The 14720-nt window shown below is 74.0% G+C and carries 12 protein-coding genes; 9 read left to right on the plus strand and 3 right to left on the minus strand.

The features are described 5' to 3' along the window. Positions 1-131: 131 nt before the first annotated feature. Positions 132-2183: an FAD/NAD(P)-binding protein gene (locus tag AB0R04_RS16975; protein WP_363371845.1), complete on the minus strand. Its 2052-nt coding sequence runs from the start codon at positions 2181-2183 to the stop codon at positions 132-134. Beyond that, entirely contained in the window at positions 2180-3163 is a 984-nt protein-coding gene (locus AB0R04_RS16980; RefSeq protein ID WP_363371848.1) for an amino acid ABC transporter permease, read from the minus strand. Before AB0R04_RS16980 ends, AB0R04_RS16975 begins: the two co-directional genes overlap by 4 nt. Before the next feature lie 661 nt (positions 3164-3824). On the opposite strand from AB0R04_RS16980, the gene AB0R04_RS16985 reads away from it, so the two are divergent. The 8 genes from AB0R04_RS16985 to AB0R04_RS17020 all read left to right on the plus strand — a co-directional run bounded on the left by AB0R04_RS16985 (position 3825) and on the right by AB0R04_RS17020 (position 11907). After that, the gene (locus AB0R04_RS16985; protein ID WP_363371851.1) at positions 3825-4985 is read left to right on the plus strand and encodes an LLM class flavin-dependent oxidoreductase; all 1161 of its coding nucleotides are present in this window, start codon (positions 3825-3827) and stop codon (positions 4983-4985) included. Continuing rightward, positions 4982-5527, plus strand: coding sequence for a GNAT family N-acetyltransferase (locus AB0R04_RS16990; protein ID WP_363371854.1), 546 nt, complete (start codon positions 4982-4984; stop codon positions 5525-5527). The genes AB0R04_RS16985 and AB0R04_RS16990 overlap by 4 nt, the downstream gene beginning before the upstream one ends. Before the next feature lie 10 nt (positions 5528-5537). Next, on the plus strand, positions 5538-6488 hold the full coding sequence (locus AB0R04_RS16995; RefSeq protein ID WP_363371856.1) for an ABC transporter substrate-binding protein: 951 nt from the start codon (positions 5538-5540) through the stop codon (positions 6486-6488). Positions 6489-6636: 148 nt separating this feature from the next. Next, positions 6637-7632 carry an amino acid ABC transporter permease gene (locus AB0R04_RS17000; RefSeq protein WP_363372039.1) on the plus strand — a complete coding sequence of 332 codons (996 nt, stop codon included), beginning with the start codon at positions 6637-6639 and terminating at the stop codon, positions 7630-7632. Further along, entirely contained in the window at positions 7629-8420 is a 792-nt protein-coding gene (locus tag AB0R04_RS17005) for an amino acid ABC transporter ATP-binding protein (RefSeq protein WP_063347826.1), read from the plus strand. The genes AB0R04_RS17000 and AB0R04_RS17005 overlap by 4 nt, the downstream gene beginning before the upstream one ends. Before the next feature lie 137 nt (positions 8421-8557). After that, positions 8558-9541, plus strand: coding sequence for an ABC transporter substrate-binding protein (locus tag AB0R04_RS17010; protein WP_363371859.1), 984 nt, complete (start codon positions 8558-8560; stop codon positions 9539-9541). Between the two features lie 98 nt (positions 9542-9639). Next, the gene (locus AB0R04_RS17015) at positions 9640-10848 is read left to right on the plus strand and encodes a serine/threonine-protein kinase (protein ID WP_363371862.1); all 1209 of its coding nucleotides are present in this window, start codon (positions 9640-9642) and stop codon (positions 10846-10848) included. Between the two features lie 207 nt (positions 10849-11055). Continuing rightward, positions 11056-11907: a fumarylacetoacetate hydrolase family protein gene (locus AB0R04_RS17020; protein ID WP_363371865.1), complete on the plus strand. Its 852-nt coding sequence runs from the start codon at positions 11056-11058 to the stop codon at positions 11905-11907. A 73-nt stretch (positions 11908-11980) separates the two neighbouring features. On the opposite strand, the gene AB0R04_RS17025 is transcribed toward AB0R04_RS17020, so the two are convergent. After that, positions 11981-12736: a helix-turn-helix domain-containing protein gene (locus AB0R04_RS17025; protein ID WP_363371868.1), complete on the minus strand. Its 756-nt coding sequence runs from the start codon at positions 12734-12736 to the stop codon at positions 11981-11983. 162 nt (positions 12737-12898) lie between these two features. Here AB0R04_RS17025 and AB0R04_RS17030 point away from each other — a divergent pair, with 162 nt between their 5' ends. Next, positions 12899-14605 carry a DUF885 domain-containing protein gene (locus AB0R04_RS17030; protein WP_363371871.1) on the plus strand — a complete coding sequence of 569 codons (1707 nt, stop codon included), beginning with the start codon at positions 12899-12901 and terminating at the stop codon, positions 14603-14605. The last annotated feature ends 115 nt before the right edge of the window (positions 14606-14720 follow it).

Below are 14720 nucleotides of genomic sequence, written 5' to 3' on the forward strand. Positions count from 1 at the left end.
CGCGGGGGCTCGGGGGCCATCCTTCCACCCGGGTGAAGGCGGGGGGAGGGGGGCTGAACGGGCGTCGGTGGAGTCGGAGAGGCCGGGAGGGGTCCTGAACCCGCTTGCCGCGCCCACCCCGGGGCCCGCCTTCAGGCCCCCCTCGTCCGGCCGGAGGGCGGGCGCGGCGGTGGCGGGGTGCGCTGACCGCACGGCGGAGCAGGGGCGGCGACCGCCGACAGCGCGGCGAGGCGGGTGCCCTGGCGGCGGCGGGCGGGAGGGGGATCGACGACGGGCCCCGGGACGGCGGCCGGGAGCGCGGCCAGTGCCCGCAGCAGCGCGCGGGCGGCGGCGTCGTTCTGCCGGAATCCCGGGGAGTTGGTGCGGGGCCGGGCGAAGGCGGCGGCGGCGCGCAGGCTGGTGTGCGGGCCGAGTGCGGTGCGCCGCGGGTGCGGGGCGCCGCCCAGGGCCGGGTCGAGCAGTCGGCTGTCGCCGGGGGCGATGGTGACCAGGCCGGAGCGGTGGGTGTACTCCTCGTCGGCGACCACCTCCTCCACGAGCCGCCCGGCGCGGTGCAGTTCGCGCAGCACCGGGTCGAGGGTGCGGGTCAGCTGGTGCTTGGGCAGGTACGCCTCGACCAGGGCGGTGGCGGCGATGCGGTGGCCCGGCACGGTGTCGCCGCCGGCCCGCCAGGTGCCGGTGGTCTCGTCCCGTTCGACCCGGACGCCCGCGCCCAGGAAGCGCACGATCCCGGCCTCGGACAGGGCGAGCAGCTGGCGCAGCCGGAAGCCGGGCGGGCCGGAGGCCAGGTAGCTGAAGTAGCCGAAGAACCAGCCGTCCACCTCTTCGGCGACCGAGCGGGCGGTGAGCCGGCCGGTCGCGAGGATGCGCGGGAGCTGGCCGAACAGCGAGAGCAGGGCGAGGAAGGCACCGAGGTCGGCGCTGTGCGCGGGGTCGGCGCGGCGGTCGGCGTCGGCGGTGATGTAGGCGCGCAGGTGCTGCTGGAGTTCCTCGGCGGAGCCGAGTTCGAGGCCGGCCAGCGGGTGGTCGAGCCGTTCGAAGTCGATCCGGTCGGCCGGGTCGGGTACCGCCTCGGCGACCAGGGCGGTCAGGTCGGGGGAGTACCAGTCGTGCCGGTCGAACCGGGCCAGGAACTCCGGCCAGGGCAGCGCGGTGCGTTCGGGGTGGGCGTGGAACAGCTCGTGGTAGTGCCCGAAGGCGGTCTCCTTGGCCATCAACGGCCAGAAGTCGCGCCGGAGTTCGAGCGGCCCGTCGGTGGCGAGGACGGCGTCCACGGCGGCCGCGTCGAAGTACCGGGGGAGCGGGGCGGGCGGCCCCTGGAGTCGGTAGTCGGTCTTGGAGTGGTACGGGACGCCGCGCCGGGAGCCGAGGTGCAGCACCGGTTCGCGGCCGGACGGGCGGTAGCGCAGCCCGTCCTCGGTGGGCTCGAAGCGGCCGCCGCGCCCTTCGGTGAGCAGGGCGACCAGGTCGACGGAGGCCAGGCCGAGGCCGCGCAGCACGACGTGCTCGCCGGGGGCGATGCCGTCCAGGTCGGCGTCGGCGGAGTAGGCGGGCGGGAGGTGGAAGCGGCCGTGCCGGGCGGCGAAGTCGGCGTCGGCGGCGTACCGGGGGTGCGGGGTGGAGTCGAGGTGGCCGAGGGTGAGGGCGACGTGGTCGGCGGTGAGCGTCCGGCCGGTGAGGTGGACGGTCTGCGGGCCGTCGGGCGGGCCGTCGATCCGCCGGACGGTGTCCCGGTGCACGGTGACCGTGACGTGCGGCGGCAGGTCGGCGACGGCGCGGCGGAACGCCCAGTCCAGGTAGGCGCTCTGGGCCCGGCGGGTGGGGAAGTCGGTGGGCGCGAGGGTGTCCAGTTCGGCCCGGACGGCCGGGTCGGCGACCTCCCGGTAGGGCGCGAACTCCCGTCGCCGGAGCGCCCATTGGGCCAGCGAGGGGCCCGGGCGGACCGGCCCGTCGATGGTCGAGCGCTCGTCGGTGAACATGGTGACGTCCTCCGCCATCGAGTTCATCCGCAGCAGCGGGGACTGCTCGTGGCGCCAGATCCGGCCCGCGCCGGGCGGGTGCGGGTCGACCAGGTGGACGTGCAACGGCCGTTCGGTGGGCAGGAGTTCGGCCGCGTTGGCGGCGATCCGCTCCAGCAGCCCGGTGCCCCGCGGGCCCGCGCCGACGATCACCAGGATGTTCATGCCGCCACCTCGCGCAGCCGCCGCAGGGCGGCCCGGGTCCGCTGGAGCGGGGTGGGCGGCAGGCCGTCCCGGGTGGCGCCCTTGGCGTAGTGGCGCTCGACGTAGTACTGGCCGACGGACAGCAGGGTGGTGACCACCAGGTACCAGATGGTGGCGACCACCAGCATCGGGATGACCCGGTACGACTGCAGGTAGACCAGCTGCACCGAGTAGAGCAGGTCGGAGACGGCCAGCACGCTGACGATGCTGGTGCCCTTGAGCGCGCTGATCAGCATGTTCCCGGCGGTCGGCACGATCGAGCGCATCGCCTGCGGGACGACGATCCGGCGCAGCACCCGCCACCGGCCGAGGCCGAGCGCCGAGGCGGCCTCCAACTGGCCGCGGTCGACGGACAGGATGCCGCCGCGGATCACCTCGGCGGCGTACGCGGTCTCCAGCAGGGTGAGGCCGATGACGGCGGTGAGGGTGGGGCCGATCAGGTTGACGGTCTTGACGGTGACGAACTCGGGGCCGAACGGGATGCCGAGGCCGAGGGTCGGGTAGAGCGCGCCGATGTTGAAGAAGAACAGCAGCTGCACCAGCGGCGGGGTGGAGCGGAAGATCCAGATGTAGCCCCAACTCAGGGTGCGCAGCACCGGGTTGCCGGACATCCGCATGACGGCGAGACCGGTGCCGAGGACGAAGCCGAGGGCGAGGGTGACGGCGGTGAGCCAGAGGGTCAGGGTGAGGCCGTTGAGCACCGACCCGGCGGTGAACCAGTCGGCGACCACGTCCCACTGGAAGGCCTTGTTGCGCACCACGGAGTTGACGGCCATCGCGGTCAGCAGCAGCGCGATCCCGGCGCAGACCCACTGCCCGGGCCGGCGGCGGGCGACGATCCGGGCGCCGGGGTCGGGCGGCGGGCCGGGGCGGTCGGGGGCGGAGGCGGCGGCGGGGGTGGGCGTGGAGCGGGCGGGGAGGAGGTCCTGCGGGCTGGCCATGGCGGCGGCTCCTGGCGGAGGTGCGGGCGGGCGGGAGGTACGGGTGTGGTCACGTACGGCCGTCGCACCGGCCCGTGTCCCTCAACACGGCCGGCGCTGTGCACTGCACTCCGCCGTGATCGTACGCATGCGCGATCGACGGCTGTCAAGGGTGGTCCGGGCCCTGGCCGGGGCCCGGCGCGGACCGGTCGCAGGGCGACAGGAGATCGCAACAGAGCGGCAATGATGGGTGGTTGACGGACCACTTGGCAGGCTGTTCAACTTGAGGCCATGTACGCCGAGCAGCCCCTGGTCACCCGCGACCACATCGACTTCGGTCGGGTGTGGTCCGCGGCGTGTCGCGGCTGACCCGGCAGCGGGCCGCCCGTCCGGCCCTCTGATCTCCCGCGGGGAGCCCTCCCTCGGTCTGCCCCGCCGCGGGCCGGGACCAGCCGTCCGCAGCTGACGGCGTCCCAGGCGCACGCTGCCGTCCGACGACCGCGCACTGAACTCCGGCAGTACTCCCTCGTCCACGCCTGCCTCCCACTCCTCCCGCCGCGCGCGCCGACCCCACCGTCGGCGCGGCCGCCGCGCACCCGTGCTCACGGCCGCCCCGCCCCGGCCGGCTCCGGCCTGCCCACCCGCAGTCCACCGGACTCCGCTCACCCCGAAAGGTTCCGCCATGCCCGTCGAATTCCTCGGTATCGCCGCCACCGGCGACGGCTCGGAGACCACCCCCCGCTCCACCGCCGCCTTCGACCGCGACTACACCCTGCGGCTGGCCCGGGCCCACGAGGACCACGGCTGGGACCGGGTGCTCTTCGCGTACGGCGCCGGCTCCCCGGAACCCGCGGCCGCGGCGGCCTTCCTCGTCTCGCACCTGGACCGGCTGCAGATCCTGCTGGCGCACCGGCCGAACGTCTCCTACCCGACCTTCGCCGCCAAGACCTTCGCGACCCTGGACCAGATCAGCGACGGGCGGCTGACCGTCCACTTCATCACCGGCGGCAGCGACCACGAGCAGCAGCGCGAGGGCGACTTCCTGTCCAAGGACGAGCGCTACGAGCGCACCCGCGAGTACATCGGCATCGTCAAGAAGGCGTGGACCAGCCGGGAGCCCTTCGACCACGAGGGCGCCCACTACCGCTTCAACGACTTCGTCTCCGACGTCTTCCCCGTCCAGCAGCCGCGCCCCGGGGTCTCCTTCGGCGGCTCCTCGGACGCCGCCTACGCGGCCGGCGGCGCCGAGGCGGACGTCTACTGCCTGTGGGGCGAGCCGCTGGCCCGCACCGCCGAGCAGATCGAGCGGGTGAAGGAGGCGGCCCGGGCCGCCGGGCGCACCGACGTGCCGCGGATCCAGGTGGCGTTCCGGCCGATCATCGCGCCGACCGAGGAACTGGCCTGGGAGAAGGCGCACCGGACGGTGGCCGCGATCAAGGCCCGCCGGGAGTCCGGGGATCTCGTCCGCCGGGGCCGCCCGCTCGGCGCCACAACGCCTGAAAACACTGGTTCCCAGCGGCTGATCGAGATCGCCGAGGCCGGCGAGCGCTACGACCGCGCGCTGTGGACCCCGACCGCCGCGGCCACCGGCGGGGCCGGCAACTCCAACGCCCTGGTCGGCACCCCGGAGACGGTCGCCGAGGCGCTGCTCGACTACTACGACCTCGGCGTGGACATCCTCTCCGCCCGCGGCTACCACCTGCTCGACGACGCGATCGACTTCGGCCGCCACGTCATCCCGATCGTCCGCGAGGAGGTCGCCAAGCGGGACGCCGCCAAGGCCGCGGCGGCGGCCGAGCGGGCCGAGCGGGACCGGCACCAGCTGATCGCGGTGCAGGCGTGAGCGCTCCGGACCGGGGGGCGGGCCCCGCGGCCGGGTTCCGCCGGGTCACCATCGACGACCCGCTGGTCGAGCCGCTGCTGCGCGAGCTCACCCACGAGTACGTCAGCCGCTACGGCCCCGAGGCGCACCAGGAGATGACCCGCTACCCCCGGGACGCCTTCGCCGAGCCGCACGGCGTCCTGCTGCTCCTGCTGGAGGACGGCGAGCCCGTCGCCGGCGGCGCGTACAAGCGGTACGACGAGCGCACCGCCGAGCTGAAGCGGATGTGGACGCACTCCGCGCACCGCCGCCGCGGCCTGGCCCGCCGGGTGCTGGCCGAGCTGGAGCGGACGGCGGCCGCCGCCGGCTACGCCCGGATCTACCTCACCACCGGTCCGCGCCAGCCCGAGGCCAGGGGCCTCTACCTGGCGTCCGGCTACACCCCGCTGTTCGACGTCGCCGCCGATCCTCCCTCCTTGCCCGCCGACGGGCAGGAGGGGCCCATTCCGATCGGCCCGCTCCCCTTCGAGAAGCACCTGCCGGTGCTGGCTCCGACCCCCTGAAAGGCCCCCCGTGAGAAGCACCACCGTCCGCCGCCGCCTGCTCGCGGCCACCGCCCTGCTGCCGGTGCTGGCGCTGGCCGCGTGCGGCTCGGACCCGAAGATCGCGGGCCCGGCGGGGGCGAGCGGGCCCGCCGCCACCGCCGTCTCCCAGGACGTCGTCTCCGGCCTCGCGAAGTCGGACGCCGCCGCCGCGCTGCTGCCCGAGGAGGTCCGCAAGGCCGGCACGCTGACCTTCGGTACGTCCTTCGGCTCGCCGCCCACCGCCTTCTACGCCGACCAGGCCACCAAGAAGCCGGCCGGGATCGACGTGGACTTCACCGATGCGGTGGCCAGGCTGCTCGGGCTGACCGTGCAGCGCCAGGAGGCCGCCTTCGAGACCATCCTGCCCGCCCTGGACAGCGGCAAGTTCGACGTCGGCACCGGCAACTTCGGGGTCACCACGGCCCGGTTGAAGACCATCGACTTCGTCACCTACATCGACGACGGCCAGGGCTTCGCGGTCCGCAAGGACAACCAGGCCGTCCAGCCGGTCACCGACCTGCTCCAGCTCTGCGGGCTGACCATCGGCACCGGCGCCGGCACCACCTTCGAGACCACGCTGAACGCGAAGCGCACCGCCTGCACCGACGCCGGGAAGAAGCCGTACGAGGTCAAGGCGTTCAGCGATCCCGGGGCCGTGCTCACCGGCCTCCAGCAGGGCCGGGTCGACGTCCTGATGTCCACCATCAACGGCCTGCGCTATCAGGCCGCGCAGGAGGCCTCCGGGACGCGCTTCCTCGGCGAGTTCCACCGGCTGGACGTCGGCTTCGCGTTCAAGAAGGGCTCGAAGCTCACCCCGGCCTTCCAGGCGGCGGTCAACCAGCTGATCAAGGACGGGACGTACGAGCGGATCCTCAGGAAGTGGGGGGTCGCCGAATCGGCGATCAAGGAGTCCCTGATCAGCCCGCCCGAACACCAGTGATCCCCGGGTCTGCCGAAGGAGCCCCCCGATGACCGCCAGCACCACCGCGACGTCCCAGGCCCAAGCCCAAGCCCCGATCTCGACCTCGGCTCGGGCCGAGCGGGCACCGGCGACCGGACCCGATCCCGGTCCGGGCGCCGGCCCCCGCCTGGACCTCGACGAACTGGCCGCTCTGCGGGCCGTCCCCGCCCGGCACCCCTGGCGCTGGGGGATCGGGGCCGTCGCCCTCGTCGTGCTCGCCCAGTTCGTCCACGGCCTGGCCACCAACCCCGGCTGGGACTGGGCCACCTTCCGGCTCTACTTCACCGCCGACACGATCGTCCAGGCGGTCGGCCGCACCCTCGAACTCACCGTCTACGGCACCGGGTTGGGCTTCCTGCTGGGCGCCGTGGTGGCCGCGATGCGGCTGTCCCGCAGCGCGATCCTCCAGTCCATCGCCTGGGCGTACGTGTGGGTGTTCCGCTCGATCCCGCTGATCGTCCAGCTGGTGTTCTGGTTCAACCTGTCGTACCTCTACAAGCGGTTCGGGATCGGCATCCCGTTCGGCCCGACCTTCGGGGACTTCGAGACGGTCGGCGTGCTGAGCGCGCTCGGCGCCGCCGTGCTCGGCCTCGGGCTGCACCAGGCCGCGTTCGCCGCCGAGATCATCCGCGGCGGCGTCATCGCGGTGGACGCCGGCCAGCGGGAGGCCGCCACCGCGCTCGGCATCCCGCGCTGGCGCCAGAGCTGGCGGATCGTGCTGCCGCAGGCGATGCGCGGCATCCTGCCGGCCGCCGCCAACGAGGTGATCTCGCTGCTCAAGGGCACCTCGGTGGTCTACGTGATGGCCATCGGCGAGCTCTTCTACCAGGCGCAGGTGGTCTACGGCCGGACCGGCCGGGTGGTGCCGCTGCTGATGGTCGCCACCGTCTGGTACGTGCTGCTGACCACGGTGCTGTCCATCGGCCAGTACTACGTCGAGCGCTACTTCGCCCGCGGCGCGCAGCGCACCCCGCCGCCCACCCCGCTCCAGCGCGCCCGGGCCTTCGTCCGGAGCCTGCCCGCCCGCACGCCGACCGCCCGCACGCCGACCGCCCGAACGCCGACCGCCCGCACGCCGACCGCCCGCGCAGCGACCGCCCGCACCACCGGAGGACGTCGATGACCACGCTCACCAAGACCGAACCGGCGGCCGCACCGATGGTGCAGGTCCGCGGCCTGCACAAGAGCTTCGGGCCACTGGAGGTGCTGCGCGGCCTCGACCTGGACGTCCCGGCCGGCTCGGTCACCGTGGTGCTCGGCCCGTCCGGCTCCGGCAAGTCCACGCTGCTGCGCGCGATCAACCACCTGGAGAAGCTCGACGGCGGCTACGTCGCCATCGACGGCGAGCTGATCGGCTACCGGCGCTCCGGCGACCGGCTGTACGAGCTCAAGGAGCGCGAGGTGCTGCGCCAGCGCACCCACATCGGCTTCGTGTTCCAGAACTTCAACCTGTTCCCGCACCTCACCGTGCTGGAGAACCTGGTCGAGGCGCCGATCGCCGCGCTGCGCCGCCCCCGGGCCGAGGCCAGGGCGACGGCGCTGGCGTTGCTGGAGCGGGTCGGGCTGGCGGACAAGGCCGCCGCGTACCCCCGGCAGCTCTCCGGCGGCCAGCAGCAGCGGGTGGCGATCGCCCGGGCGCTGGCCCTGGAGCCGAAGGTGCTGCTGTTCGACGAGCCCACCTCGGCGCTCGACCCGGAGCTGGTCGGCGAGGTGCTGGACGTCATCAAGGACCTCGCCCGGACCGGCACCACCATGATCGTGGTCACCCACGAGATCGGCTTCGCCCGCGAGGTCGCCGACACCGTCGTCTTCATGGACGGCGGCGTGGTGGTCGAGCAGGGCCCGCCGGCCGAAGTCCTGGACCGCCCCCGGCACGAACGCACCCGGGCCTTCCTCGCCAAGGTGCTCTGAGCCGAGGTGCTCTGAGCCGAGGTGCCCTGAACCGAGGTGCCCTGAACCGAGCTGCCCTGAACCGAGCTGCCCCGAGCCGAGGGCCTCCAGCCCTTCCCGCCGCACCGAAACCCCCTTCACCGAGCAGGAGTTCCGCCATGCCCCTACCCCGTCGCGCCCTCGTGACCGCCGCCGGCGCGCTCGCCGCCGCCCTCGCCCTGACCGCCTGCGGCGGCGCGTCCTCGGGGGCCACGGCGGAACTCGCCCCGGCCAAGGGCAGCACCGCGCCGAACGGCGCCGTGGTGAACCTGACGGCCGACCAGAACCGGGTGACCACGGCCAAGGTCGACGCGATCGCGGCGCTCGTCCCGGAGGAGATCAGGAGGAGGGGGACCCTGGCCGTCGTCGACTCCCTCGGCACCACCCCGCCGCTGGACTTCTACGCCAACGACGACAGGACCATCATCGGCGTCGAGCCGGACATCGCCACCCTGGTCGGCAACGTGCTCGGCCTCAAGGTCGAGTTCAACCCGGTCTCCTGGGAGAACATCTTCGTCGGCCTGGACAGCGGCAAGTACGACGTCGGCCTCTCCAACATCACCGTCACCGAGGCGCGCAAGGAGAAGTACGACTTCGCCACCTACCGGCTGGACGTCCTCGGCTTCGAGGCCAGGAAGGGCAGCGGCCTCAAGGTCACCGGCGCCAAGGACCTGGCGGGCAGGTCGGTGGGCGTCTCCTCCGGCACCAACCAGGAGAAGCTGCTGATCTCCTGGAGCGAGGAGAACACCAGGAACGGCCTCAAGCCGATCGACATCAAGTACTTCCAGGGCGCCGAGTTCTACCTGGCGCTCTCCTCCGGCCGGATCGACGCCTACGTCGGCCCCAATCCCAACCTGGCCTTCCACGTCGCGCAGACCGGCGAGACCGAGATCGTCGGCACCTACTCGGGCGGCGGCGCGGATGTCCTCGGCAAGATCGCCGCGACCACCCGCAAGGGCAACGGGCTGGTCCAGGCGCTCAACGGGGCGCTGAACGAGGTGATCAGGAACGGCAGTTACGGTCAGGTGCTCAAGCGCTGGGGGCTGGACAACGAGGCGGTGCCGACCTCCGAGGTCAACCCGCCCGGGCTGCCCAAGCCGTAGGGCCCGTCCGTTCACCCGTTCGCCGCCCCCCGCCGCTATGGTGACCCCTCCGATCCGACGGCGAACACCGCCCGGACACGGCGGACTTGGGGGAGGACATGCAGCAGGGGGAGGTGCTCGACGGCCGGTACCGGCTGGACGAGTGGCTGGGCAGGGGCGGCTTCGGGGTGGTCTGGAAGGCGACCGACCAGCGGCTCGACCGCGAGGTCGCGGTCAAGCTGCTGCTGGCGGAGCACGCCGCCGACCGGGAGGCCGTCGGGCGGTTCGTCCGCGAGGCCCGCACGGCCGGCGGCCTCTCCAATCCGCACATCGTGACCGTGTACGACTACGGCCTGGTCGCGACCGCCACCGGGGGCACCCACTACCTGGTGCTGGAACTGGTCCGCGGCCGGGCCCTGTCCGACATCCTCAAGGACGGTGTCCCGGACCAGGAGGCCGCGCTGAAGTGGATGCGCCAGGTCTGCAAGGCGCTGGACGCCGCGCACCGCTCGGGCGTCGTCCACCGCGACATCAAGCCCGAGAACGTGATGGTCGACGCGGGCGGCAAGGCCAAGGTGCTGGACTTCGGCATCGCCCGGCTGCTCACCCAGTCCGCGGTGCTCACCTCCACCGGCAGCGTGGTCGGCACCGTCCCGTACCTGGCGCCCGAGTGCTGGTCCGGTGCCGCCGTGGACGGCCGGGCCGACCTCTACGCGCTCGGCGTCATGCTGTACGAACTCTGCACCGGGCGGCGCCCGTTCCGCGCCTCCTCGGCCGCCGAGTACATGTACAAGCACCTGGAGGAGACCCCGCCCCGGGTGCGCAGCACCGATCCGGCGCTGGCCGACCTGGTCGCCGGGCTGCTCGCCAAACGGCCCGCGGACCGGCCGGCCACCGCCGCCGAGGTGCTGGAACGGCTGCGCCGGATCCGGCCCGGGGTGCTCCGCCCGGACGACCCCAGCCCGGAGCAGCTGCGCCGCCGGGCCGACCAGGCCTGGCTACGCGGCGCGCAGGGCGCCCCCGGGGAGGCCGTCGAGATGCTCACCGCGCTCATCCCCGACCTCGCCCGGATCTGCGGCCCGGCCGACCCGCGCACCCTGCGCACCTGCCACGACCTGGCCCTGTGGCTGGCCCAGGACGGCAGCCCGGGCGCCGCCGTCGCGTTGCTGCGCGAGCTGGCCGCGGAGCCGGCCGCCGAACCGGACGTCCGGGCCGACGCGCTGCGCGACCTCGACCGCTGGCACCGGGAGGCCGCCCGGAGCGGGCCGGGCCGGCCGCGGGCGCTGAGCCTGGCCGGCCTGCTCGGCGGCGGCCCGCAGGGCGGCTGAGGGCCCTCGGCGCCGTACGGGCGGGAGGCTGTCAACCGTGCGGGCCGCTGATTCGGTGTCTGCGGCGACTGTGGGAATTGAGAGGAATCCGCCCACCGGGACGGTCTGGTTCACGGCCGGTGGCGTTGATATACCTCGTTGCCAGAGTCGGGTGCGGTGTCTTCGGCCGCCCCGGTGAGCTGCGACGAAAAGGCTGGTGACGGATCGATGAAGCTCCTCCGCGTCGGACCCCCGGGCGCCGAGCGCCCGGTCGTGCTGGGCCAGGACGGCATCGGGTACGACCTCTCCGGGCGTGCCCGGGACATTGACGGGGCCTTCCTGGCCGGGCTGGACGCCGCCGCCCTGGCGCGGGACGTGGCCGCCGGGGCGCTGCCCCGGGTGGACCTCGCCGGGCAGCGGGTGGGCGCGCCGGTCGCCCGCCCGGGCAAGGTGGTCGGCATCGGGCTCAACTACCGCGACCACGCGGCCGAGGCCGGGGTCGCGCCCCCGGACGAGCCGGTGATCTTCCTCAAGCCGAGCTGCACCGTGGTCGGCCCGTACGACGAGGTGCTGGTGCCGCGCGGCGGCGAGAAGACCGACTACGAGGCCGAGCTGGCCGTCGTGATCGGCCGCACCGCCCGCTACCTGGCCGGGCACGAGGAGGCCGCGGCGGTGATCGCCGGCTACACGATCGCCAACGACGTCACCGAACGGGCCTTCCAGTTCGAGCGCGGCGGCCAGTGGGACAAGGGCAAGTCGGCGGAGACCTTCACCCCGCTGGGGCCCTGGCTGGTCACCGCGGACGAGGTGGCCGACCCGCAGCAGCTGCCGCTGCGGCTGTGGGTCAACGGCGGCCTGCGGCAGGACGGCAACACCGGCAAGATGATCTTCCCGGTGCTCGAACTGGTCCGCTACGTCAGCCAGTTCATGGTCCTGGAGCCGGGCGACGTGATCGTCACCGGCACCCCGGCCGGCGTCACCCTGGGCCACCCCGGCACGCCGTTCCTGGCCCCGGGCGACATCGTCGAGATCGAGATCGAGGGCCTCGGCCGCCAGCGGCAGGTGCTCGGCAAGGCGTAGGGCGTGCCTGACACTCCCTGACAACCCCGCCGGCGCGGCACCGGCCGCCCCGACCCCGGGCACGGGGGTCGGGTCACCGGGCCGCCAGCACCTCGCGCAGCCGCTCGGCCCGCGACGCCTGCGGCCCTTCCAGCGCGAGCAGCACGGCCAGCACCTGCGCGGTCTGCGGGTCGTGCAGCGCGGTCGCCGCCGCCATCGCCGTGAACTGGTCCACCAGCCAGTCGCGCAGCTCGCCCACCGGCAGCGTGCGCCCCTCGTCCAGCCAGGTCAGCGACGCGCCCTCGACCACCGCGATCCACGAGCGCACCAGCAGTGTCAGCCGGGGCCCGGCCTCCCGCACGCCGAGGTGCCGCAGGGTCCGCTTGAGCGCCGCCCGCCGGACGTCGTCGACGATCGCCGAGGTGCGGGCCGTCTCCACCACCGAACCGCCGCGCAGCAGCGCCGAGTAGCCGGCGTCGTGCTCGGCCACGAAGGCGAAGTAGCCGTCCAGGACGGCCGCCAGCTGCTCGGACGGGGTCCCGGCCAGCGGGACGGTGAAGCGGCTGGTCAGCTCGTCGGCCGCGCTGCGCAGCGCGGCCTCGTACAACTGCTGCTTGCCGCCCGCGAAGTAGCGGTAGACCAGCGGGCGGGAGGCCCCGGCGGCCTCGGCGACGTCGTCCAGGCCCACCTCCTCGGGCGGCCGGACGGCGAACAGTTCCAGGGCGACCGCGATCAGCTGTTCGCGGCGCTGCTGCACCGGCAGCCGCCGGTAGCCGGTGCGGCGCGGGCGGGGGCCGGGTGCGGCCGGGGCGGGTACCTGGTCGGTTGCCGTGGCGGGGCGGGCTTCCATGGCGGTCAGCGTAATGGGCGTGGGCCCGATCGGATCCTGTCGCGCGCGGCGGTTTCCCGAACGTGTGTTTGTGTGGGTCCGCCCGGCGGCGGTCGGCCGGTGCATGTCACCGATCGCCCGGTAAAGGCTTGCAATCGGCCCTCGCCGCGCCATGATGTCCGAATGGTTGAAGAACTGATCACCTCCGACGCCACCACCCCGCGCCGCGTCGCCGACGGTTACGTCCGGGCCCTGGCCGAACTCGACCCGCTGGCCGCGGTCTACCTGGGGTTCAGCCCCGAGGACGACCGGCTGCCCGACCTCTCGCCGGCCGGCGCCGAGGCGATCGCCGACCTCGGCCGCCGCACCCTGGCGGCCCTCGCCGAGGCCGAACGCTCCGACGCCGCGCAGGACGAGGCGGAGCGCCGCTGCGCCCGGCTGCTGCGCGAGCGGCTGACCGCCTCCCTCGCCGTCCACGAGGCCGGGGAGAACTTCCGCGCGGTGCGCAACCTGGGTTCCCCGGTGCACGAGGTCCGGGACGTGTTCACCCTGATGGGGACGGACACCGAGGCCGAGTGGCAGGTGGTCGGCCGCCGGCTGGCCCGCGTGCCGCTCGCGCTGGTGCAGTACCGGGAGACGCTGGCCGCCGGCATCGAGCGCGGCCTGCTGTCCGGCCCGCGCCAGGTGGCCACCGTGGTCGGGCAGCTCGGCGAGTGGCTGGAGGGGGACGTGCCCGGCGGCTGGTTCGGCGCGTTCGTCCAGGGCGCGCCGGAGGGCCTGCGCGCCGAGCTGTCCGGGCCCGCGCTGGCCGCCGGGGAGGCGCTGGCCGCCCTGCGCGACTGGCTGCGCGACGTCTACGGCCCGGCCGCCGCCGACACCTCCGACACCACCGGCCGCGAGCGCTACCGCCGCTTCGTCCGCTTCTGGACCGGCTCCGACCTGGACCTGGACGAGGCCTACGCATGGGCCTGGGGCGAGTTCCGCGACCTGCTCGCGCAGATGGAGGCCGAGGCCGAGAAGGTCCGCCCCGGCGCCGGCCCGATGGCGGCGATGAAGTGGCTGGAGGCGGACGGCCCGGCCGTGGAGGGCGCCGAGGCCACCCGGGTGTACCTCCAGGAGCTGATGGACCAGGCGGTCCGGGACCTCCAGGGCACCCACTTCGACCTGGCCGAGCCGATCACCCGGGTCGAGTCGAGGATCGCCCCGCCCGGCAGTGCGGCCGCGCCGTACTACAGCGCGCCCTCGCTGGACTTCAGCCGCCCCGGGCGGACCTGGCTGCCGGCGCTCGGCCGGGAGCGCTTCCCGGTCTGGGACCTGGTCTCCACCTGGTACCACGAGGGCGTCCCGGGCCACCACCTGCAGCTCGCGCAGTGGAACTACGTCGCGGACCGGCTCTCCACCTACCAGGTCAGCCTGGGCGGGGTGAGCGCCAACCTGGAGGGCTGGGCGCTGTACGCCGAGCGCCTGATGGACGAGCTCGGCTACCTCACCGACCCGGGCCACCGCCTCGGCTACCTCAACGCGCAGATGATGCGCGCGCTGCGGGTGATCGTCGACATCGGCATGCACGCGGGCCTGGACTTCCCGGCCGACTCCCCGTACCTGCCGGGCGAGCCGGTCAGCCCGGAGGCGGCCCGGGAGTTCTTCGGCCGGTACTGCGGCCTGACCCCCGACTACCTGGACAGCGAGCTGGTCCGCTACCTGGGCATGCCCGGCCAGGCGATCGGCTACAAGCTGGGCGAGCGCGCCTGGCTGCGCGGCCGGGCGGCGGCGCGGGCGGCGCACGAGGCGCGCGGTGAGGAGTTCGACCTCAAGGCCTGGCACATGGCGGCGCTCTCGCAGGGCTCGCTGGGGCTGGACGACCTGGTCGAGGAGCTGTCCGCACTGTAGGTCGGCCACCGGCCCCGGGCCTCGTCCGCGAGTCCCGGGGCCGCTGGTCCTTTGGCCCGAAAAGGTCGATTTGGTGAGGTTTTTCCTTGCCATCCGTCCGTGCGGGAGCTTCGCT

The organism is Kitasatospora sp. NPDC056731 (assembly GCF_040687675.1).
GTDB lineage: Bacteria > Actinomycetota > Actinomycetes > Streptomycetales > Streptomycetaceae > Kitasatospora.